This is a genomic window from Sphingobacteriales bacterium (assembly GCA_016700115.1).
In the GTDB taxonomy this organism is placed as follows: Bacteria; Bacteroidota; Bacteroidia; order Chitinophagales; family UBA2359; genus UBA2359.
Genome location: CP064999.1, coordinates 5,760,214 through 5,781,951 on the forward strand (window position 1 = coordinate 5,760,214; position 21,738 = coordinate 5,781,951).

General features: G+C 38.3%; 21 protein-coding genes. 17 read left to right on the forward strand and 4 right to left on the reverse strand.

Translation table 11 applies throughout. From position 1 onward, the window contains the following. Positions 1-536 precede the first annotated feature (536 nt). Together IPM47_20890 and IPM47_20895 are read right to left on the reverse strand one after the other, a co-directional pair. Complete coding sequence (locus IPM47_20890; protein ID QQS29253.1) at positions 537-935, reverse strand: transposase; 399 nt, start codon at positions 933-935, stop codon at positions 537-539. A gap of 158 nt (positions 936-1,093) precedes the next feature. After that, entirely contained in the window at positions 1,094-1,375 is a 282-nt protein-coding gene (locus IPM47_20895) for a hypothetical protein (GenBank protein ID QQS29254.1), read from the reverse strand. A gap of 398 nt (positions 1,376-1,773) precedes the next feature. Here IPM47_20895 and IPM47_20900 point away from each other — a divergent pair, with 398 nt between their 5' ends. Then, positions 1,774-2,049, forward strand: a complete 276-nt coding sequence (locus IPM47_20900) for a hypothetical protein (protein ID QQS29255.1) — start codon at positions 1,774-1,776, stop codon at positions 2,047-2,049. 236 nt (positions 2,050-2,285) lie between these two features. After that, the gene (gene dcm / locus IPM47_20905) at positions 2,286-3,716 is read left to right on the forward strand and encodes a DNA (cytosine-5-)-methyltransferase (GenBank protein QQS29256.1); all 1,431 of its coding nucleotides are present in this window, start codon (positions 2,286-2,288) and stop codon (positions 3,714-3,716) included. On the opposite strand, the gene IPM47_20910 is transcribed toward dcm, so the two are convergent. Together IPM47_20910 and IPM47_20915 are read right to left on the reverse strand one after the other, a co-directional pair. Further along, a complete protein-coding gene (locus tag IPM47_20910) occupies positions 3,710-4,345 on the reverse strand; it encodes a hypothetical protein (protein ID QQS29257.1) in 636 nt (211 codons plus the stop codon). The genes dcm and IPM47_20910 overlap by 7 nt on opposite strands. After that, complete coding sequence (locus tag IPM47_20915) at positions 4,345-4,581, reverse strand: helix-turn-helix transcriptional regulator (GenBank protein QQS29258.1); 237 nt, start codon at positions 4,579-4,581, stop codon at positions 4,345-4,347. Before IPM47_20915 ends, IPM47_20910 begins: the two co-directional genes overlap by 1 nt. Positions 4,582-5,453: 872 nt before the next feature. Here IPM47_20915 and IPM47_20920 point away from each other — a divergent pair. The 15 genes from IPM47_20920 to gcvP all read left to right on the forward strand — a co-directional run bounded on the left by IPM47_20920 (position 5,454) and on the right by gcvP (position 21,718). Further along, positions 5,454-6,362, forward strand: coding sequence for a helix-turn-helix transcriptional regulator (locus IPM47_20920; GenBank protein ID QQS29259.1), 909 nt, complete (start codon positions 5,454-5,456; stop codon positions 6,360-6,362). A gap of 82 nt (positions 6,363-6,444) precedes the next feature. Next, entirely contained in the window at positions 6,445-7,167 is a 723-nt protein-coding gene (locus tag IPM47_20925; protein ID QQS29260.1) for an SDR family NAD(P)-dependent oxidoreductase, read from the forward strand. Positions 7,168-7,201: 34 nt separating this feature from the next. After that, entirely contained in the window at positions 7,202-7,855 is a 654-nt protein-coding gene (locus IPM47_20930; GenBank protein ID QQS29261.1) for an NAD(P)-binding domain-containing protein, read from the forward strand. 1 nt (position 7,856) lies between these two features. Then, positions 7,857-8,240: a hypothetical protein gene (locus IPM47_20935; GenBank protein ID QQS29262.1), complete on the forward strand. Its 384-nt coding sequence runs from the start codon at positions 7,857-7,859 to the stop codon at positions 8,238-8,240. Between the two features lie 185 nt (positions 8,241-8,425). Continuing rightward, the gene (locus IPM47_20940) at positions 8,426-8,752 is read left to right on the forward strand and encodes a hypothetical protein (GenBank protein ID QQS29263.1); all 327 of its coding nucleotides are present in this window, start codon (positions 8,426-8,428) and stop codon (positions 8,750-8,752) included. A gap of 28 nt (positions 8,753-8,780) precedes the next feature. Then, complete coding sequence (locus tag IPM47_20945) at positions 8,781-9,344, forward strand: IS982 family transposase (GenBank protein QQS31546.1); 564 nt, start codon at positions 8,781-8,783, stop codon at positions 9,342-9,344. 345 nt (positions 9,345-9,689) lie between these two features. Further along, positions 9,690-11,126 (forward strand): transposase, encoded by a 1,437-nt coding sequence (locus tag IPM47_20950; GenBank protein ID QQS29264.1) that lies wholly within the window; start codon positions 9,690-9,692, stop codon positions 11,124-11,126. A 44-nt stretch (positions 11,127-11,170) separates the two neighbouring features. Beyond that, complete coding sequence (locus tag IPM47_20955) at positions 11,171-12,943, forward strand: serine hydrolase (protein ID QQS29265.1); 1,773 nt, start codon at positions 11,171-11,173, stop codon at positions 12,941-12,943. Positions 12,944-13,619: 676 nt separating this feature from the next. Continuing rightward, positions 13,620-14,612 carry a cytochrome c gene (locus IPM47_20960; GenBank protein QQS29266.1) on the forward strand — a complete coding sequence of 331 codons (993 nt, stop codon included), beginning with the start codon at positions 13,620-13,622 and terminating at the stop codon, positions 14,610-14,612. A gap of 588 nt (positions 14,613-15,200) precedes the next feature. Continuing rightward, a complete protein-coding gene (locus IPM47_20965; protein ID QQS29267.1) occupies positions 15,201-15,569 on the forward strand; it encodes a DMT family protein in 369 nt (122 codons plus the stop codon). A 29-nt stretch (positions 15,570-15,598) separates the two neighbouring features. Then, a complete protein-coding gene (locus tag IPM47_20970) occupies positions 15,599-15,760 on the forward strand; it encodes a hypothetical protein (GenBank protein ID QQS29268.1) in 162 nt (53 codons plus the stop codon). A gap of 354 nt (positions 15,761-16,114) precedes the next feature. Then, positions 16,115-16,273: a hypothetical protein gene (locus IPM47_20975; GenBank protein QQS29269.1), complete on the forward strand. Its 159-nt coding sequence runs from the start codon at positions 16,115-16,117 to the stop codon at positions 16,271-16,273. A 59-nt stretch (positions 16,274-16,332) separates the two neighbouring features. Further along, positions 16,333-17,553, forward strand: a complete 1,221-nt coding sequence (locus IPM47_20980; protein ID QQS29270.1) for a T9SS type A sorting domain-containing protein — start codon at positions 16,333-16,335, stop codon at positions 17,551-17,553. A gap of 291 nt (positions 17,554-17,844) precedes the next feature. Then, on the forward strand, positions 17,845-18,717 hold the full coding sequence (locus IPM47_20985) for a hypothetical protein (GenBank protein ID QQS29271.1): 873 nt from the start codon (positions 17,845-17,847) through the stop codon (positions 18,715-18,717). A 97-nt stretch (positions 18,718-18,814) separates the two neighbouring features. Beyond that, a complete protein-coding gene (gene gcvP / locus IPM47_20990; GenBank protein QQS29272.1) occupies positions 18,815-21,718 on the forward strand; it encodes an aminomethyl-transferring glycine dehydrogenase in 2,904 nt (967 codons plus the stop codon). Positions 21,719-21,738: the final 20 nt, after the last annotated feature.

The window sequence follows — 21,738 nt, forward strand, 5'->3', positions numbered from 1 at the left end:
TGGAAATCAAATTACAATCAACAATAACTTGCCCCAACTGCGGACATAAGAAAGAAGAAACAATGCCGACAGACGCTTGCCAATATTTTTACGAATGTGAAAAATGCAAACAAGTTCTAAAACCAAAACAAGGCGACTGCTGTGTTTATTGTAGCTACGGAAGTGTTGCTTGTCCACCAATTCAGCAGGACAAAAAATGTTGCTGACAGACGGAAAACAAAGAAGCCCAGCCACTAACAGCGGTTTGGCAAAAGTGGCGGTTCAGTGCTTCGTATGACAGGTAAGTGCTAAATTTGAAATTCAGTTCTTCGTAGGAAGTTTAGTGGTGTAAATCCCTGCCTGCGTATAGCTGAGAACCGTCAGGCTGTGAAAAAACTTGTTTTTTGCAAAAACTCCCATAAAAACTGGCTATAGCATAATCCCCAAAACCTATACTTTTGATTGGAGTGGAGTTGTTTTTGAGGCTACAACTTTTGTTCAAAATGAAAAAGAGTGCTGAGAGGCAATATAAAAGTCGTTTTTTTGAGCAACCAAGACTACTTTGGATAGTCGGGCTGCCAATTTTTGAGCTTTATCAATAGTTCTTCCATCCCAAGTATGTTGATGGTGCGTTTGATATTATAGACCAACAAAATCAAACTGTGTTCTCCGTTTACTTTGGATAACCCACGAAGGTTGGTGTAGTAGTAGTTCCATTGCCGTTTGATAGTTCCAAAAATATGCTCGTTGATTTCCTGCCGTTTGCGGTATTGTGCTTTTTGGGTTTGATAGCGTTCGCTGTTTTGGGCTACTACTTCGGCAAATTCGCTGCGTTCTATTTCCCTTCCGCCTTTTTGCCTGCCGGTACAGAGGTGTTTTACCGGGCAGTTTTTGCAAGCAGAGGTTCTATATTTTTTAAACTTGTAGGGGTGTAATCTCTTGCTTTGTTGTGCCATCTGCCTTTGGTCGAAAGCGTTTCGCCTTGCGGACAAGTGTAGGTGTCTGTTTCCTGGTTGTAGGTGAACTGAGTGACCAAGTAGGCTTCAGTGGTGCCGTGTGCGTTGCTGTTTACCGTTTCCTGTTGGGCAACGATGGTGGTGATGCCGGCTTCTTTTCACTCGCTCAGTTGTTGGGCATTGTGGTAGCCTTTGTCGGCTAAAATGGTCGTGTTTTCCAATTGTAAGTTTTCTTTTGCTTCGGTGGCTATGCCACTAAGGGCGTTTCTGTCGTTTTGGTTGATGGTATGCGTAGCCACCACAAGGCTATGTTTACTATCCACTGCTGTTTGTATATTATAGGCTACCTCTACCACCTGACCATGAATGAACAAGGCGCGGGCATCGGCATCAGTCGTACTCACTTGTGTTGCGCCTGTTTTCTCTATTTGGGATGCCAACACTTCGTATTTCAGCTTGCCGGCTTGCAGGCGATTGATTTTCTCTTGTATGTGCTTTATCTCAGCTTGACGGTCGCTTTGGTCGTTTTGCTCTAATTCGGTTATGTATTGCTCCGTTTGACGGGAAATGTAGGCTAAGTGACGCTCTATCTTCTTCGGGTTGTAGTTATTTTTTTGCTGTTGTTCGCCCTAATCTTTGTGCCGTCTATAGCAATCGGGCAGAGTGGATAGGAAAATGGCTGACTGAAACTTTTTCTTCGGCAACCGTCATCATTGATTTTTACCACTCTACCTAACATTTAGCCGAATTTGTTAATCATTTCTTCATTTCAAATCCGGCGAAAACTGCATAAATAGAAGAGTACAAAGAATCATAGTTAGTTGGAAATTTAGATAAAGTGATAGACAACATAAGTCTGAAAGCAGCCGATAACCAGAACTGTATTATCAGGAATTCTGAGGATTTGAAATCCTATTATGAAAAGAACCGCTACCGTATGAAATACGATAAATACTTATTGTCAGGATACAGTATTGGTAGCGGAGCAATAGAGTCTGTTATCAGCATAGTGGTTCTGCAAAGATGCAAGTTAGCAGGGCAAAGATGGACAAAAGAATGGCTGCCGTGCTCAATATTCGCGCTGTTTTCAAGAGTGGAAAAAAGCAAAAACTAAGGGATGTTATTAACGCTAAAATGGGGTATAAGAACACCGCTTGAGCGATATTTTGGTTTGCGCCCTTTTTGGTTTGCCTTCCAACATACACTCTACTTACAAAACCGAAAAAGCCAAATCTTGCCGTGCTTTACTAAGTCACGAACAAAAATAATGTTTGTAAAAAATTTAAGGCGGATGACTATAAGTATCAATTTGTTTTGTAAATTTGCTCTAGAAATTTTACCTTTATAAAAATGAGTTCATCAGCTTTCGGCTTAGAAATTCTTGATATTCGGAGTATTCGCCAAGCAAAGGGAATGACTCTGAAAAGTTTTGCATCGCTTTTTCAGGTTAAGGAACAAGAACTCAAAAAACTTGAAAGAGGTTTTAAAATTCCAAACACAAAACTTGTCAAGGACATTGCAAATTATTTTTCTGTTGACTACAAGCTAATCAAAATTGCACAAGAGGAGCTTTACAAAAATCAAACTACTGGAGAAGGTTATGTAACCTCTCAATCAACAAGCAATCAAATTATTCCAAGAAGAAAAGAACCTACAGATAGCAAAGTTCCAATACTTGACATCTTTTGCGGCATTGGCGGTTTTTCTCATGGTTTTGAATTAACAGGCAGGTTTCAAGTAGTTGCTGGAGTTGACCTGCTACAAGACAGAGTAGAAACATTTTATCTTAATCATGACTATGCTCATGCATATTGCTATGACATCTACGATTTAAAGCCTGAACTGCTTTTGCAAAATATTCCAAAACCAAAAATTATCATTGGTGGTTCTCCATGTCAGGGTTTTTCTTCAATCAGACCATTTCGCTCTATAAACATAAACGACAAACGGAATACACTATTTGAACAGTTCGCTTATTACGTTTCAATACTGACACCAGATTGGTTCGTTCTTGAAAATGTTGTCGGCTTATTGACACACAAAAACGGGCAGACATTAAATTTGGTTGTTAGTGCATTTGAAGCAATTGGTTACAAAGTAAATTACAAAGTTTTGAATGGTGCTTTATATGGGCTACCTCAGAATAGAGAAAGATTATTTATTGTTGGCAACAATAAAAAAATTGATTTCGCTTTTCCTGAACCAACGCACTACTACAACTTCCAAAGCATGGCAAAAGGCAATGGAGTAAAAAACAATGGTGATTTGTTCTCTCAAGAATTACCAATCGCTTTGACAATTATGGATGCAATTCATGACTTGCCAAAACTTGAAAGTGGAGAATCATCAACAACCTACCCACAAAATATTTCACTAACAGATTATGAGAGAAGAATGAGAGGAAATGAAACATTATTGACTTTACATACATCAACTTTACATTCAAAAGAGATGATGGAAATAATCCGTCAAAGTGGAAGCAACATTAATAGTGTTGCACATTTGGTTACAAGTGGTTTCAGCACAAGTTATAGCCGCTTGGAAGCAGACAGACCTTCTGTAACAATTACAGTGAATTTCGTTCATCCATCTTCAAATAAGTGCATACATCCCTATCAAAACAGAGCACTCACTCCAAGAGAAGGCGCGCGATTACAAAGTTTTGAAGACAACTTTAAATTCTATGGAACAAAATCTCAAATCGTAAAACAGATTGGTAATGCTGTTCCTCCTTTATTAGGAAAAGTTATTGCAGATGCAATACTGGAACATGGTTATTGATATAAACTTGCGTAGAATTTGTAAACCTTTCCGCTTTTTGAGTGTGGACATTTTTCTAAATCACAGTAAAGGACTTTCATTGCTTCAAATCCTTCTTTGTTTATCACTGCAGTTTTTCCGGAATCTCCTGCTGTATTACTCAAATTGAAATGCGATTCTTCTAAATAGCCAAATCGTATTTCCCAAATCCAAACTACATTTCCACGGTTACCGACCACAAAATTTCCATTTTCATCGCCCAAAACATAACGACAGATTAGATAATATCCTGCTTTTGCTAAATGACCTTTAGGCTTATTGTTTTCAAGTGCAACTTTTATTTCAATGTCTTTTGCTGATTTATGATTCGCCAAAATATCAGGGTATTTATGCGGACCATTTCTCTTAAACCTCTTTTCGGAATTATTAGCTAAACCTGCACCGAATAAATTACCAAGTATTGACGACAGGTTTGCAAGTTCAACCATTTCAGACATTCTATCAGCACCTACACTAATGAGCTTTGAATCAATAGAATCAAAAATTGAATGAACGTAAATTACTGCTTCCTTTAAGTATTCTATCTTCATTCCGACTGAAGCAAGAATCTCGTTATCAAAAAAGTTTTTATTGCTGAGTTTTCGTGACACTATTTTTCTTTGTTGGTTGTAACATCATTTAATAAAGCAGAAGGTTTAATGTTGAGTGCTTCAGCAATCTTTACAAGATTTACTGCTGCAATATTTCTTTCACCTCTTTCAACACTACCAATGTAACTTCTGTCAAGTCCTGCTTTAAATGACAACTGCTCCTGACTTAAATTTTGTTTAAGTCGGACATTGCGAATGTTATCTCCTATTTGAACAAGGACTTTATTCTTTTTCATGGTGTAAAGGTGGATGTATTTAATCACCATATCAACGGACTATAAGTATCATTGAAAAATACTTGCTACACTACATTAACACATTCTTATAAGTCGCATGAAACTTACCAATGAAACTATACTTGCAAGAGAATGTCATTGTTTAACCCAGAAAAGAATTGAATAATAAAATTCTTTCAACACTTAAAAAAGAATTAAAAAACCCAAACGCACACTGATAACTACGACAGACATCGTTTAGAATTTAAATTGCTTCAGAAAAAGTGTAAGCACGCTTTACACGACTTAGCTAAGGAAGGACAGAGAGCAGCTATCAAAATCAGTATCTGTTGCATAACTACTCAAAAACCACTATATACCCGATTTTAAAAAAACCTTGCCTTCAAATTAAAGGCTCTTGGTGATTTATGAACTTATCCTGTGTTTTCGATAACTCCAGTCTCTCAGTAAAAGCATCAATAAACCGAACCGGGTTATCAACTCCGATGTTGCTCTCCAAACAGATTATTTGCATATGCCGGCGGGGTGTTTCTTTTAAGTATGCCATAGATTAAAATTAAGCATTTTTTATCACGGCTTAAAATATTCTTGTATTTTTGTTACCGGTTTTTTCACAGACTGCCGTTAGCTGCAAGTTTATTGGGACAGTGCCAACTTTGAACTGACGGGCTTTGAACGGACATTTTTTTTATACCAAATCGGACAGACAGAACGCTTTTAATGCCAACGCTTCAAAAAATAAATTTCTTTTTAAAGCCCCCGCTAAAAATTTTATTGCCACCGCACATTTGGCACATTTGCTTTTGCCGCCACACACAAGCTAACAAAAAGGCAAAAGCAAAAGAGCCATCCCCTATTACTATCTTTGAACAATGGAAGAACTGAAATATTCTATCCCATATTATAAAGAAATCAATAATTTTCTTCAATCAATTCCGTCTGACTATAGGACGGATGACCCAAACTTTTTTTGTCTTCGGCTGAAAGAAAATGAAGGTTCAATCAGCAACTACAAACCACCCTTTCGCAAGGACTTTTATTTTATTGCACTTGTTTCTAATGCAGGAAAAACAAAAATAACTTACGACAACACCAATGTGACACGGCTCAATTCTTTTTTGGTTTTTCAGTCACCGGGATTGCTCTACAGTTTTTATCGTGACAATTCTGCAAACGGTTACCTGATGTATTTTAAAAAAGAATGTTTCTCGTTCTTCAAACCCGACTTTGAAAAAGAGTTTCCATTTTTTAATATTCTACATACTAATTTTTTTAAACTCAATGAAACAAAGTTTCAGGAATTTGCTCCTCACTTTGAAGAAGTATTCAGTGCTTATGAAAACACAACTGACCGACAGCATAAAGTAGCATCTGTTAAATTACTTGCCTTGCTTTACCAACTTAAAGACATAACGAATGCCTTCTATCAATGGGAAGAAGGGTTTACAACACCACAACAAATTTTATTGCAAAAATTTGTTCAGCTTGTAAACAATTTCTACATAGAAAAGCGAACCATAGAAGAATATGCTGAACTGTTAAATGTTACACCCAATCATCTTTCTCAATCTGTAAAGACAGCATCAGATAAAAAAGCTTTATCTTTTATTAATGACCGTCTGCTGAGTGAAGCAAAATCACTCATACAATTTACGGATTATGACATATCTGAAATCGCTTATCAGCTTAACTTTTCTGACCCTGCTAATTTTGGAAAGTTTTTCAAGAAGCACACTGACCAAACTCCACTTGAATTCAGAAAATTAGCTGTTAAAAAATAATCTACCATTACAACCAAGTTATTGACCATTCACCAAAGGATGAATGTATTCATCTTTGCATTGTAAATTTTAACTCACAAATATGAAACTATCAAACAACAAAATTTTAGTAACAGGCGGTGCAACAGGCATTGGTCTGGGACTTACAGAACGATTTATTAAAGAAGGTAACACCGTAATTATTTGTGGCAGAAGGGCTGATGCTTTAAAAGAAATTACTGATAAGAACCCTGAGGTTATTACTAAAGTTTGCGACCTGAATATTGAAAGTGAGAGGACTTCGCTATTTAACTGGGTGAAAGAAAATCACAGCGACCTGAATGTATTGGTAAATAATGCAGGTATTCAAAACTGGATGGAAATAACCAGTGATGATTTTTATGCAAAAGCAAAAACAGAAATTGAAACCAATGTTGTTGCACCATTACATTTAACTTCATTATTTATGGGACTAAAGTCGCTTGATACCATTATGAATGTAACATCAGGGCTTGCTTTTGTTCAACTTTCAAAAGTGCCCATTTATTGTGCCACCAAAGCGTTCATGCGTTCGTTCACTCTTTCGCTAAGACATAAGATGAAAAACAAAAACATTGAGGTTATAGAAATTATTCCGCCAGCCCTGAATACTGATTTGGGAGGAAAGGGTCTGCATGACGGACAACCACCGGTAAGTGATTTTATCCAGTCAATTTTTGAACAATTGAAAGAAGGAAAAACTGAACTCACTTTCGGTTTTAGCGATGCAATGCTTAACGCAGCACCCGAAGCAATTAAAGCAACATTCAATAAGTTAAACCCATAGAAATAAAATCATAAACAATTAAAACGATAATAAAATGAAAATAGCAGTATTAGGAACTGGCAATGTCGGAGACACCATCGGTTCAAAATTAATTGAAGTAGGACACATCGTTATGATGGGTTCCAGAACTAAAGACAACGAAAAGGCAAAAGCATTTGTTGCCAAACACAACGGCAAAGCCACTGCAGGAACTTACTCAGATGCCGCAGCATTCGGTGAAATTATTTTCAATTGCACCGCAGGCGTTGGTTCAATTGAAGCAATGAAAATGGCAGGGGAGAAAAACATCAATGGAAAAATAATTGTGGACATTGCCAATCCGCTTGACTTTTCCAAAGGAATGCCGCCATCACTCTCAATTGTAAATACAAATTCATTGGGTGAAGAAATTCAAAAAGCATTTCCACAAACCAAAGTTGTAAAAACACTAAACACCATGTGGTGCGGGCTTATGGTTAATCCTGCCATGATAAATGGTGGCGACCATCATGTTTTTGTAAGTGGTAACGATGCTTCGGCAAAAGAAGAAGTGAAAACCATTTTGAATTCATTCGGGTGGAACGATAAAAATATTCTTGACTTAGGCGACATTACCAAAGCGAGAGGAACTGAAATGTATTTACCAATATGGTTGAGCATTTATGGTGCAACCAATAACGGAGCATTCAACATTAAGATTGTAAGTTAAAATGAAAACCATTCTCTCTGTTCATTGGGCATTGATTGCATCGCTGTGGTATTTCGGAAACGGAATACTGCATAGCGGAGAAGTGCTCATGCAACATAAAGGTAATTACGACAGGGAACTTTTACGGCTTTTAATGGACGGTCATGTTTTAATGTTATCAGGTGCAGTGGTTTTCATGTGCTGGCTGATGATGTTAAGTAAAATTCAATGTGGCGGGGTAATCAGTATCATCGTTGCTTGCTTCATGCTACTTTACTGTGCTATGATTTTTCCATTTCTTAAATCTTATGCAACAATGGCAATCAGCATCATGTTGATTATTGCATCCATAAAAGCCATTTATAGTTTTCCGAATATTTACAACATCATGCAAAATTATAAGTGAAATGAAAAAGACAATTTTAGTAACCGGAGCCACAGGTGCTATCGGCAAAGCCACAGCAATTGAATTAACGTGAGGTTGGAATTAAATTTAGATAAATAATAGTGGGGAATAGAAAAAAGAGGTTGTGGTTGATATAATTTTGAGTTTGGAAAAAAAATCACCAACCAACAACCCCTCTATTCTTTATGCTTCTTGTTATAACAAACAAACTGGTATCGTTGTACATAGAGATTGACGATTTATTGCTTGACTATACTAACTGCAATCAATCACACTGTATTTTGGGTCATAAACCTCAGGGACGAAAGCTTGGTTTAAGTCCATCGGAAATAGCCACAATTCTTGTATTTTACCAATTATCCGGTTACAAAACTTTTCAATACTACTATGAACAACTCATTTTGGGCGAATTTAACCATTATTTTCCGAAAGCACCCGGCTATAAGCACTTTTTATCATTGATACACAAATGCTTGCCGGTATTAGTGCTTTGGATATTTACGTTCATGTGAAAAAGCCCTCAAAACAGGCTGTTACTTCATAGACGCAACCAAATTACCGGTATGCCATATACATCGTCAAAGCCAAAATCGGGTGTTTAAAGACATCGCTGCCAAAGGTAAGACCTCCACAGGTTGGTTCTTTGGCTTGAAGTTGCATTTAGTCATCAACCAATTCGGAGAAATTGTTAAGTTTGCGTTTACTGCTGGAAATGTGGCAGACAATAACCACAACTTGCTGCGCTATCTGTTGGGCAACTTGCAGGGCAAATGTGCAGCAGACAAAGGCTATTACACCAAACTCTTTGACGAATTTGTTAAACAAGGTTTACAACTTATCCTAAAACCAAAGAAGAACCGTAAAAATCAATATCCCGCTTTGCCTAAAGATGTCTCTCTCAGTAAAAAAAGAGCATTGATTGAATCGGTAAATGATATTCTGAAAACAGTTTGCAATTTAGAACACACAAGACATCGCAAACCGGAAAACGCTGCTACACATTTTATGGCTGCGCTAATTGCCTATCAACACTTAGATAAAAAACCATCTGTTTTTATCCCCAACGAAAATAATTACACAAACACCATCCAATTTGTTGCTTAATATCACTTAATCCCTTGTAAAATAAGGCTCCAATTTCCAACCTCACGTTGAATTAGCAAAAAATAATTGTGCTGTAATTTTACTTGGAAGAAATTCAGAAAAATTATCTCAAGTGAAATCGTAAATTATTCAAGCCACAAGCAATAGGGAAATTGAAACAGTTGTTGCCGACCTGAGTGAAGCAAAATCAAACAGGCAGGCAGTTGCAGAAATTAAAAGCAAACACTAATCATTAATCTGTAACTCCGCAATTTCATAGGTAATAGGTGTAAAAAAAATGCTGGAAGCCTTGTTTTAAGAAGAATTGGCTCTACCTTTGTTATTCCCTAATCATAGGTAATAGTTATGGCGCATCCTGATTGGGTTTTGACACACAAGATTAAAGGTTCCGAAATAAAGTTTATAAACGGAAATTACTACTTATACAAGGTTAGTAGTCGTTGGAACAAAGAAAAGAAACGCGCTGAAAAGATAAGTGGGGAGTTTATTGGTAGAATTACTCCAGAGGGATTATTAACCCGTTCTACCGGAACTCCTCAAATATTGGCTAAGTCTGTCAGTGTTAAAGAATACGGTGCTTCTCATTATCTTTACAAAGAACATACCGATATTTTGCAAGCATTACAGACCCACTTTCCAGATTGGCATAAGGAATTATTTGTTTTATCTGCCTATCGCCTATTGCACCACGCCCCGTTAAAAAACATGCCCCTGTACTATGAACAGTCCTACTTATCAGAATTACTGCCGGCAGCCCAATTAAGCGATAAGAACATTACTGCCCTTTTGCGTTCTGTAGGATCACAAAGGGAACAGATAGTCAACTGCCTCAAAGCATTGATGAAAGGCAATAGTTTTATTTTATTGGATGTTACGCATATTACCTCATTTTCTGAGGAGCTGGATCTTGCACAAGTAGGGTATAATAGTCAGCGAACTTTTGACCCACAGGTTAACTTGTTTTTCATGTTTTCCACCGATTTGTCTCTACCTGTTTATTATCGACTGCTTCCCGGTAATGTACGTGATGTTTCTGCCATGAAATTGAGTATCCTGGAGAGCGGACTTCAAAATATTATCATTGTTGCCGATAAAGGCTTCTGCTCTCAAAAAAATATTGCCGACCTCGATGAGGCACAGCTAATGTATCTGCTGCCTTTGCGTCGGAATTCAAGTCTTGTCAATTACACTCCTTTGCATACTAACAAAGGGCAGCAACTCCAGTACTTTCTTTATAAACAACAACCCATTTGGTACTACACTATCCAACTACCGGACAATAAACGAATTATTGTCTTTGTGAATGACTACCTCAAGGCAACCGAAAAACAAGACTTTATTCGTAGAATAGAAAACCAAACAAAGGGCTATGATATGGACACCTTCTATCAGAAGCAAGATGCCTTTGGCACCTTGGCACTGCTAACCAACCTCCCAGATGACTATCAGCCTGAACAGATTTATCAACGATACAAAACCCGAACCCATATCGAGCAACTCTTTGATGCGTTCAAAAACATTTTACATGCTGACCGTACTTACATGAGAGGAGGAGCAGAGATGGAAGCATGGCTGTTCATCAATTTCATGGCAACAGTTTTTTACTATCAACTCTACAAAATATTAACAGAGAGGAGATTACTAAAAAAATATACCCCCAAAGATATTCTCCTACATTTATCCGGTATAAAAACCTTAAAAATTAATCAGAACTGGGAAATCGCTGAAATACCTAAGAAAACAGCAGAATTGATCGTCAAAATCGAAAAACCTATTACCTAAATCCTGCGGAGTTACAGATTAATAGAAAATCAAACACTAACGACATGAATATCATTAATTTACTGAACCATACTCTGCTAAGAACAATGGTTATTGGAGTAATAACTTTATTGATTTCCGGTAACTTTTGTTTTGGGCAAACTAAAAACGACCAACTTAACGAATTGCTTAATCAATATTTTGAATATGGAAAATTTAACGGCTCCGTATTGGTTGCCGAGCAAGGTAAGGTTATATTTAAAAAAGGATTCGGACCGGCAAATATGGAATGGGATATTCCCAATATGCCAAATACTAAACATCGTTTAGGTTCTATCACGAAGCAATTTACTGCTATGTTAATATTGCAGTTTGCCTCTGAAGGCAAATTAGACTTACACGCACCTATCTCCAAATATCTTCCAGATTATCCCAAAGAAAAAGGGGATAAAATAACGACACATCACTTACTAATTCATAGTTCCGGAATTCCAAATTACACTTCATTTCCGGGATTTTTTGAGGAAGTGAGTCGCGATTACTATAAACCGGAAGAGTTTGTTAAAAGGTTTCAGGATAAGGAATTGGAATTTACACCGGGTGAAAAATTTAGTTATAGCAACTCAGGTTATTTTCTTTTAGGTGTAATCATAGAAAAACTCACAGGTAAGACCTATGAAAAAATGTTACATGATAAAATATTTAGTCCTTTAGGCATGAATGATTCCGGTTACGATAATCATGGAGAAATAATAATGAACAGAGCAACCGGTTATGAAAAAAATGGAAACAGCTTTGTCAACTCGAACTATTTAGACATGTCTATTCCCTATTCCGCAGGCTCTTTATATTCTACTGTTGAGGATTTATACATCTGGGATCAGGCACTATATACCGAAAAATTGCTGCCACAAAAATACATGGATATGTTTTTCAAACCGTACATATCCTCTTTTGATAATTTTCATTATGCGTATGGTTGGGGAGTAGGTAAAGAGGCAATCGGAAACTCAACAGATAGTATAGCTGTGATTTCACATGGAGGCGGAATCAATGGCTTTAATACGATTATTTCGCGTTCAAACTCTGATAAATCTTTGGTCATACTTTTAAACAATACGGGAGGTGCGCCGCTAAACCAAATGACAAGAGCCATTTGGGGCGTAATGTATGGCAAGCCCTATGATCTGCCAAAAAAATCTCTGGCTTATGATCTTTTAAATGTGATCAAAGCTAAAGGGATTAAAGAAGGTGTTATATATTTTAATTCAAATAAAGACTCGAAAACGTTTGAATTAAATGAAAACGAGATGAACCAAATTGGCTACCGGTTAATGAGTGAAGGTAGTGTTGAAGAAGCTGCTCAGGTTTTTAAGTTAAATATCGAAGCCTTTCCCGAGTCATTTAATGTTTACGATAGTTACGCAGAAGCTTTAATGAATTTAGGTGAAAATGAAGGAGCGATAAAAAATTATAAAATTTCAGTAGAAATGAATCCGGCTAATCAAAATGGAATTAATATGCTGAAAAAATTAGGAATAGACACCGGTAGTTTGGAAAAAGAGATAATTGTACCTGAAGATATTTTAAAAACCTATACCGGCAAATATGAACTAATGCCGGGTTTCATTATAACTATTACCAAAGACGGCAATCAGTTGAAAGCTCAGGCTACCGAGCAATCAATGGCGGATATTTTTCCAAAGTCCAATGATGTTTTTTATTTAAAGGTAGTCCCTGCCCAAATCACCTTTAACAAAGGAAAAAATGGGGAAATTGAAAGTTTAACCCTTTTGCAGGGTGGAAAAGAGATGAAAGGCAAAAAGTTAGCTAAATAAAGAGGCAGATAAATTGAAAACCTGAGGTTGGAATAAAATCCATAATATTTAATCGGGTTGTAGTATTGTTACGCGGTTAATCGGAAGGCGTAAGAGTTTGAAACCTTAGTAACAATACGGCGACAGTTAGTTTGAAAACTTTATTACCTTATTTCTTATTCCTGTTTTAATATCACCCATACAGGGTTCTGTGAGACTTGGCAGATGTCTGATGCAATCATTGCACCTCTTTGGTGTAGTATTTTTGAAGGGCTTTTTAAGAAATGTTCAGTTGCTTTTTCGAAAATCCTTACGAGATTAGCCTTTAAGAGGAAATAAGCTCCGACTTTACTTGCTGGTTCGACAGGCTTGCCAACCGTTCATCACTCCCCTTCTTTTTTTCAAGTAGAACCCAAAATAATTACCGAATTGATTTTCAACCTCTTGTTCTTTAGAGTTTGAGGTTGAACACCCAATTTTGACATATCCAAAGGCTCAAGTTAAGCATCTATAAACAGAATAGGGTAATCGGCACATTGCTGCTCTCAAGACAGAATATTTCCTTAGTTGTCGAAAAGATCCCTGAAGGAATGGCATGACATAAAATTGAGCATTTTTTCATAGTGTAAAATAGTTTGGTACTTTTGTATAGTTTTTGCACAAACTGACTTTGATTGCAATGTAAAAATGAAAAAAAATGAAACGATTAATCAAAATTTTAAAATGGACAGGAATTGGGCTGATTGTACTCACCCTTGGCTTTGTTGTATTTGTTCAACTGACTTGGGACAAGAAATACGAAGCTCCATATCCTGAAATTACAGCCAGTAGCGATTCTACAGTAATCGCAAGAGGTGCTTATCTTGCAAATGGACCTGCTCATTGTGGTGCTTGTCATACCAGTATGAACGATGTCCGGTTATTTGATGAAGGAAAAATGGTTGAGTTCAAAGGTGGTTGGGAATTGTCTTTTCCAGGCTTTGGAACATTTACCGGGCCAAACATTACCTCGGATTTAGATACTGGAATAGGAAAATACACTGATTCCGAAATTGCAAGGAGCCTCCGACACGGAGTTGGAACGGACGGTAGAGCGCTTTTTCCAATGATGACATTTCAAGGAATGAGCGATGAAGACTTAACTGCAATTATTTCGTATCTGAGAACCCTGCCACCTGTTCACAATAAAGTGAAGCCGTTTGAATACCAATTCATGTACAAAGCTCTGTTGTCAGTAGGAATGATAAAACCAGAAGGAGCAAAAGAAGCTCCACCAAAGTCTGTAAAAATTGAGCCTACCCCTGAGTATGGCAAGTACCTTGCATATAATGTTGCCAATTGTCGGTCATGTCATACTGAAGTGGATATGAATACAGGTGAATACATCGGTAAAGACTTTGCAGGAAAGGCTTATTTTCCACCTGATGAATTTTCAGAAGGATATTCATACGTATCTCCAAACTTAACTCCACATCAAGGAACTGGAATTATGGCAAGTTGGACTGAAGAGCAATTTGTAAATCGTTTTAAACAAGGAAGAGTACACAAAGGTAGTCCTATGCAATGGGGAGCTTTTTCAAGAATGAACGAAGTCGAACTTAAAGCACTGTACAAGTTCTTTAAATCTATCGAACCTGTCGAAAATAACATCGAACAAATTGTTTTCGCACAGGGGGAAAAACCTAAATAAAAATAACATGTACGCCCAACAGCGGAAATTCAATTGTACTCCCTAATCGGGTTGCACCAAGTATTAAAAAATCATCAGGCTGTAAAAAATACCCAACAGAGCCATATATTGATAAAGATGATTTGGAGCTTACAAATAATCAGATAATTGCATGTTGCATGTTTTTAATGCAATTTTGTTTTTCTTAGTTTTTTTACAGACTGACGTTAACCGTAAGATTGAAGGAATACTATAACAGAACAAAAAACTGCCAACAACCCAAGTTTTTAAAAGGGCACCTTTCATCAAAGGATTTTGATGTTTTTTGGTTTTCCCAATCATGATAAAGCAATCCGGAATAGAAACAGTTGTGGTTGGTTTAACACAATCTGCCAAACCATAACTCATTGACAACATAAATTTGGTTATCATTGTAACACTTTCAGCAGATATTGGAATTTACATCGGCAACAAACTTTTCAGAAAGAAACGCCATGGTTTTTTCTATATGAAAATTACAGTGAAACTGATAATTATTTCACCTGCACTGAGTACAGGAAAAATTCAAAATTGAAAGGAATAAATTCAAAAAAACTAAAAGAACACCGGATGAAAGGAATTTATACTATAGCTTTACTGATCTTGTCAAACATTTTTATGACAATCGCCTGGTATGGACATTTGAAGTTCAAAGATTTAAGTTGGTTCAATAAATTAGGACTTCCTCTCATCATTCTTATCAGTTGGGGGATTGCTCTTTTTGAATATTCTGCTCAAGTTCCTGCAAACAGAATTGGCTTTGTCGAAAATGGAGGACCTTTTAATTTGTGGCAACTAAAAGTAATTCAGGAAGTAATTACGCTGATTGTATTTACTCTGTTTACTATTCTTGTTTTTAAAAATGAGAGTTTTCGGATCAACCATTTAATTGGTTTTTGTTTTCTCATTCTTGCCGTGTATTTCATTTTTAAAAAATAGTTTAAAGCAAAGAAAAGACACAGGACGACATGGGGGATAAGATTAAAGTATGCTTACAACTTGGAAGTCTGCTTCACAAATATCTCCAAAACGCCACCCCCTCCCCTCATGAAGAAATAACAGCATTTTATAAAGGTAAAATAGGTGTTAAAAAAGGGCTTGTGTTAGGATTTTGGGTGTTTTACCCATAAATATCAGTCATTAAAAAAACACTGTTTAAAGTTAGTCATTCAAAACCAAATTTTGACGGTCAAGTTGTTCCAAAAAAATATCAATAAACCGCAACGGGTTATTGATTCTGTAACTGCAATGAAACAGACTGTTTTCATCTGTTGGCAGGGTATAAATTTTAGGTAGCATATTGAATAAAGATGCGCTTTTTTTATCGCCGCTAAAAACTTAATTGTATATTTGTAAACTGCTTATTCACAAGCTGTCATTAAAACACTCACTCTTGACGGATTGAGTGAACTTGGTTGTATAGTTCTAAAACCAAGCCATGAAAAAGTTTTTAATATCCCTTCTTTTCTTTTATAACAACTCTTGTGATCGGGCATTCAATTGCTCAGATTGGTGCTAAAAAGACTTTTGGATTTGTGCGGATTTTAAATCAAGGAATCGTTTTTAACGAATGGGTTTTAATGGGCATCACATTAGTTGATGGGCATGTTTACAAATTAAAAAACCGAAACGGAGAATATTGAGAAGGGCATATATGGGATAACCCCGGTACCTAATTGTTTAACATTAAAATTAACAGGTTATGGTCAGGTTTACAGTTTCTTTGGTTCTTTTTTTCTCTTTCAATCTAATCACAGCTCAGATTAGCTGGGCACCTTATACAGGCAATCCCGTAATAGGCGAAGGATTTGCCGGCAGTTCCGATGTTTTTTACTCTCCCATGGTTTTGTCAGATAGCGGCACTTATCACATGTGGTTTACCACTAAGCAAGGCAGCACCTCCGAGCGTATTGCCTATGCCACCTCACTGGATGGCATGAACTGGGCACTTGTAGATTCTACGGTATTAGAACCATCTTCTAACCCCAACCGGTTTGACTCTCAAAAACTGGGGCAGTGCTGGGTGATTAAAGAAAATGATACCCTGCGGATGTGGTACTGGGGTGATGGCCCAAACATAGGCAATATAGGGTATGCCTGGTCTTTGGACGGAATAATATGGAACAAAACAGACGGATCGGGAACTGACCAAAGTATTTTCGACAGAAACATGGACGGTTCCGGTGCGCTGGCTGTATCAACCCCATGTGTGCTCAAAGACGGAGCAACCTACCACATGTGGTATGTTCGTACACATGTGGTTGGGGTGCAGGTAATAAGAACCCTGGCACATGCCACCTCCCCAAACGGAATTGACTGGACTAACATTCCGGGTCCCGGTCCCAACGGAACAATCATGTCTATGGGCTCTCCCGGGGATTTTGACGAAGGGACACAAGCGTTTCCGGTTGTCATCAAACAAGGAAATGAATATTGGATGTGGTATTCCGGTGGTAACGCTACCGGCAATATTCGAATTGGTTTCGCCAAATCTACCGATGGGCAAACGTGGACGAAGATTCCGGGTATTGCGGGTAACGGAGCAGTGCTGAGCAATATGCCTGACCAAATTCTGGGCGGTACGGTACTTGATGAAGAGACAACACTTAAAATGTATTATAGCATCAATAATCAGCCCGATATTCTGCTGGCTGTTTCTGAAATTATTAGTAGCATTGAGTCCACATCTGAAACAAAGCCGGAGTTTTATCCAAATCCATTTGGCAATCAGCTAATGATTCGGTTTTCAACCGGAGAATCAGTAACTTTTTCTCTATACAACTTTCTCGGGCAACAGGTAATACAACAAACATTCACAAACTCTACACTTATTCATACAGAACAACTCGTAAATGGCATTTACTTTTATGAGTTAAAGAACGATAAAGGAGTAAGTAAAACTGGAATTGTGGTGAAGCAATGAAAGTTTGAAACCCAACTGCTAACAACGGCAACTATTGCAACAACTGCCCCTAAACCTGTCATACAACTGATGGGTTAACCAAAAGCCATGATTCACAATGCTATGTGCTAAATTGCTGAAGCAGAACCACCTCACAGTACAGGTTTGAATCAGGTGAAGAAGATTTTCTAAATCTTTCAGTTCTTTGATTTATGTGTTAACCTGTATTGGTTGGCATTGTTATATTTGTAACTTTGCCACTTGTTTCAATGGTTCAACTTGTTTTTTTTCATCCATATTTTTTCATTGTCTGTGAAAACTACATTTGTTTGTTTCCTGTTGATGATTGCTTTTAGCAGTTTTAGCTCTTGTCAGCCTTCAGAACAGGAAAGTGATAATAACAAGGTTGCCGGTGAAACCAAACCTACTTCAGACGGGGTAAATAATAAAGCAATTGAAGTCAATATCAAAAAGGGGTTGGACTATCTGCTGCAAAGAGGAAATGATATAGAACCCAATGCCGCAATGGTGCTTCATTTTTTGCAGCGCAAATTTTCGTTGGGCAAAGAGTATGAGTTTTCAAACTTTTTTGAAACCTATCCAATCAAAGATGCAAAGGGAAAAGCGTTGGAACGCATGGTTAATCCCAATGCAGGAGCAACTTCTGCCGAACTGGGTGTAATGTCAAAAGGAACTTCTTTGTTAGACAATCTGAGCAATACTTCTTATGCAATGAACTGCGCTTTGATGTGCGATAAAATTCCGCTTTCTCCCGGATACTTTGCCTTATTAGAACAATTGACCGATTTAGACCGGTATTTTCTGACTCATGCCGCTTTATCTTTACAATGGTTAGAAGAAAACAACTGCCTGACCAACCGTGAAGAAGCGCAAAAGCTAAGAAAAAAACAACATGAACTCATCGCAAAACTGATTGATAAATTGGGCAAACCGACAGACCTGCAAATGGAATCGGTTGCCATTCTGATGTATATCGGTGGAAGAGAATACCTGCAACCTGAATGGATAAACCTGATTAGTCAAAAACAGCTTTCTAACGGTGGTTGGCCTTTGGGCGAAATGTCGCAAAATAATCCGCACGATCATGCCACTGTACATGCGCTTTGGGCTTTACTCGAATATTTGCATCCCGAAGCACCCCCTACTACCTGGATTATGAAATAAATAAGGGCTGCTGTATTTACTTTCTCCTTTAAAACAATGCAATTTTAAAAAACTGAACTTCCATCCATCAACCATAAAACAGCTAAAACAATAGGTAATGACAATTGAACGGAACCCATCGAACGAATTTTTACAAAGACATATCGGACCCCGACCGGCAGATGTCAGGGAGATGCTCGACTTCATGGAACTTCAATCTCTGGCACAATTGATAGATCAAACTATACCCAAAGACATTCGTTATGATCGAGAACTGAGCCTCGGAGAACCTATGACCGAATTTGCCTATTTACAATACATTTCAGGAATAGCTGCCAAAAATAAAATCTGGAAAACATATATTGGCATGGGTTTTTATAACACCATTGTGCCGGCCGTTATTCAGCGGAATATTTTTGAAAATCCGGGATGGTACACTCAATATACACCCTATCAATCTGAAATAGCGCAAGGAAGGTTAGAGGCTTTGCTCAATTATCAGACTATGGTATCCGAACTTACGGCAATGCCCGTAGCCAATGCTTCTTTGTTAGACGAAGCGACGGCTGCCGCTGAGGCGATGCAAATGCTGCATCGGGTTAAAAACAAACGCCCGGGACAAAACTTCAATACTTTTTTGGTCTCCGATACCTGTCTTCCTGTAACTATTGATGTGTTGAGAACCCGCGCCATTCCTTTGGGAATAGAAATTAAAATACAACCACACCGCGAGTTTGAGTTTAAGGGGAATGTGTTCGGATGCCTGTTGCAATATCCTGCGCATGACGGAGAGGTTCACTCATTTGCAGATTTGACCAAAACAGCTCACGAATCTGAAGTATATGTAGCCGTTGTTTCCGATTTGATGAGTCTGACCCTGTTAACTCCTCCCGGACAATGGGGAGCAGATGTAGTTGTTGGCAATAGTCAGCGTTTTGGCGTTCCTTTGGGTTACGGAGGTCCTCACGCCGCGTTCTTTGCCGCTCGTGAAGAGTTTGTAAGGCAAATACCCGGCCGTATCATCGGAGTATCGGTTGACCGGAGCGGTAAACAGGCTTTCAGAATGACTTTGCAAACCCGCGAACAACATATTAAAAGGGATAAAGCTACCTCTAATATTTGTACGGCTCAGGCATTACTTTCTATTATGGCAGGAATGTATGCGGTTTATCACGGACCTGAAGGGTTAAAACGAATTGCAGGACGCATCCATCATTTATGTGTCTTGTTGGAGGATTCGCTGCAAAAACTTGGTTATAGGCAGTTGAACCGTTATTATTTCGACACACTACTGCTCGACCTCAGCCAACATGAAAGTACTTCGGGGTTGCGGGTTCGCAGGGTTGCCGAATCTGAGCAGGTCAATTTCCGTTATTTTGACAACCAACCCGATCTAATCGGAATCAGTCTTGACGAATCTACGAATTTAGAGGATATCCAGCAAATTGTGCGGATTTTTGCAGAGGCTATCAATGAAAAAACACCGGATTTGGCAATGTTTGATGGGAAAATAAATGCAGTTAAACTGCCCGAAACGTTGAAAAGAAACGATGAATTTATGAGTCATCCGGTTTTTAGCAGTTATCATTCTGAAACGAGGATGATGCGATATATCAAAAAATTAGAAAGCCGCGATTTATCGCTGACCCGTTCAATGATACCATTGGGTTCATGTACCATGAAACTAAATGCTGCTGCCCAACTGATGCCGGTAAGTTTTCCGCAGTTCAGCAAAATGCACCCGTTTGTTCCCAAAGATCAGGCAGCCGGTTATCATCAGTTATTTGCAGAACTTGAACAAGCATTGTGTGAGATTACGGGTTTTGCAGGCTGTTCTCTGCAACCTAATTCGGGCGCACAAGGTGAATATGCAGGGCTTATGACTATTCGAGGCTATCATCTGAGCATGGGTAACAATCATAGAAACATCACCCTGATACCTTCTTCGGCTCATGGAACAAATCCTGCAAGTGCGGTAATGGCAGGTATGGATGTAGTGGTGGTAAAATGCGATGATCAAGGTAATATTGACCTGGAAGACCTTCAACAAAAAGCTGCGCAACATGCGAATAATTTATCTTCTCTGATGGTTACTTATCCATCTACTCATGGCGTATTTGAAGAAGGAATCAGACAGGCTTGTCAGATTATTCACCAATATGGGGGGCAGGTTTATATGGATGGTGCCAATATGAATGCACAAGTAGGTTTCACAAGTCCCGCCATGATCGGTGCCGATGTTTGTCATTTAAACTTGCACAAAACTTTTAGTATTCCACATGGGGGAGGAGGACCGGGAATGGGCCCTATATGTGTAGCAAAACACCTTGTCCCCTACCTCCCCAAGCATCGCTACCTGAACAATGAAACCCAAACACCTGAAACTGTTTTAACCTCTGCCCCTTGGGGAAGCGCGAGCATTTTGCTGATTTCCCATGCCTATATCAAATTGTTAGGCAGGGATGGGGTTAAATACGCAACCGCTATCGCCATTCTCAATGCCAATTATATTAAACACCGGTTAAGTCAGCATTTCGATGTGCTTTATGTAGGTCAAAACGGAAGAGTTGCCCATGAACTCATTGTTGACCTCCGCGAATTTAAACGAAGCGTCGGCATAGAAGCTGAAGACGTAGCCAAAAGGTTAATGGATTACGGATTTCATGCCCCTACCGTTTCGTTTCCGGTACCCGGCACCATTATGATTGAACCAACCGAAAGCGAGGACAAAGAAGAACTCGACCGTTTTTGCGATGCCTTGATTGCCATCCGGAACGAAATTGCTGAAATTGAAAACGGAATTGCTGACACTGAGGACAATGTTCTAAAAAATGCACCGCATACCATTCACGAAATTACCGCCGATTATTGGCCACACAACTATACCCGTCAAAAAGCAGCCTATCCCCTGCCCTATCTGCATGACAATAAGTTTTGGACATTGGTAGCACGCATAGATAACACTTACGGAGACAGGCATTTAGTTTGTACTTGTCCTCCCTTAGAAGCTTATTCAGATTGATTATTGTCTGTTCACCCGAT

Excerpts from the sequence above, each read along its gene's own strand:
- IPM47_20890 (QQS29253.1), bottom strand. The coding sequence starts at position 935 with ATGGCACAACAAAGCAAGAGATTACACCCCTACAAGTTTAAAAAATAT.
- dcm (QQS29256.1), top strand. The coding sequence starts at position 2,286 with ATGAGTTCATCAGCTTTCGGCTTAGAAATTCTTGATATTCGGAGTATT.
- IPM47_20915 (QQS29258.1), bottom strand. The coding sequence starts at position 4,581 with ATGAAAAAGAATAAAGTCCTTGTTCAAATAGGAGATAACATTCGCAAT.
- IPM47_20920 (QQS29259.1), top strand. The coding sequence starts at position 5,454 with ATGGAAGAACTGAAATATTCTATCCCATATTATAAAGAAATCAATAAT.
- IPM47_20925 (QQS29260.1), top strand. The coding sequence starts at position 6,445 with ATGAAACTATCAAACAACAAAATTTTAGTAACAGGCGGTGCAACAGGC.
- IPM47_20930 (QQS29261.1), top strand. The coding sequence starts at position 7,202 with ATGAAAATAGCAGTATTAGGAACTGGCAATGTCGGAGACACCATCGGT.
- IPM47_20935 (QQS29262.1), top strand. The coding sequence starts at position 7,857 with ATGAAAACCATTCTCTCTGTTCATTGGGCATTGATTGCATCGCTGTGG.
- IPM47_20940 (QQS29263.1), top strand. The coding sequence starts at position 8,426 with ATGCTTCTTGTTATAACAAACAAACTGGTATCGTTGTACATAGAGATT.
- IPM47_20950 (QQS29264.1), top strand. The coding sequence starts at position 9,690 with ATGGCGCATCCTGATTGGGTTTTGACACACAAGATTAAAGGTTCCGAA.
- IPM47_20955 (QQS29265.1), top strand. The coding sequence starts at position 11,171 with ATGAATATCATTAATTTACTGAACCATACTCTGCTAAGAACAATGGTT.
- IPM47_20960 (QQS29266.1), top strand. The coding sequence starts at position 13,620 with ATGAAACGATTAATCAAAATTTTAAAATGGACAGGAATTGGGCTGATT.
- IPM47_20965 (QQS29267.1), top strand. The coding sequence starts at position 15,201 with ATGAAAGGAATTTATACTATAGCTTTACTGATCTTGTCAAACATTTTT.
- IPM47_20970 (QQS29268.1), top strand. The coding sequence starts at position 15,599 with ATGGGGGATAAGATTAAAGTATGCTTACAACTTGGAAGTCTGCTTCAC.
- IPM47_20980 (QQS29270.1), top strand. The coding sequence starts at position 16,333 with ATGGTCAGGTTTACAGTTTCTTTGGTTCTTTTTTTCTCTTTCAATCTA.
- gcvP (QQS29272.1), top strand. The coding sequence starts at position 18,815 with ATGACAATTGAACGGAACCCATCGAACGAATTTTTACAAAGACATATC.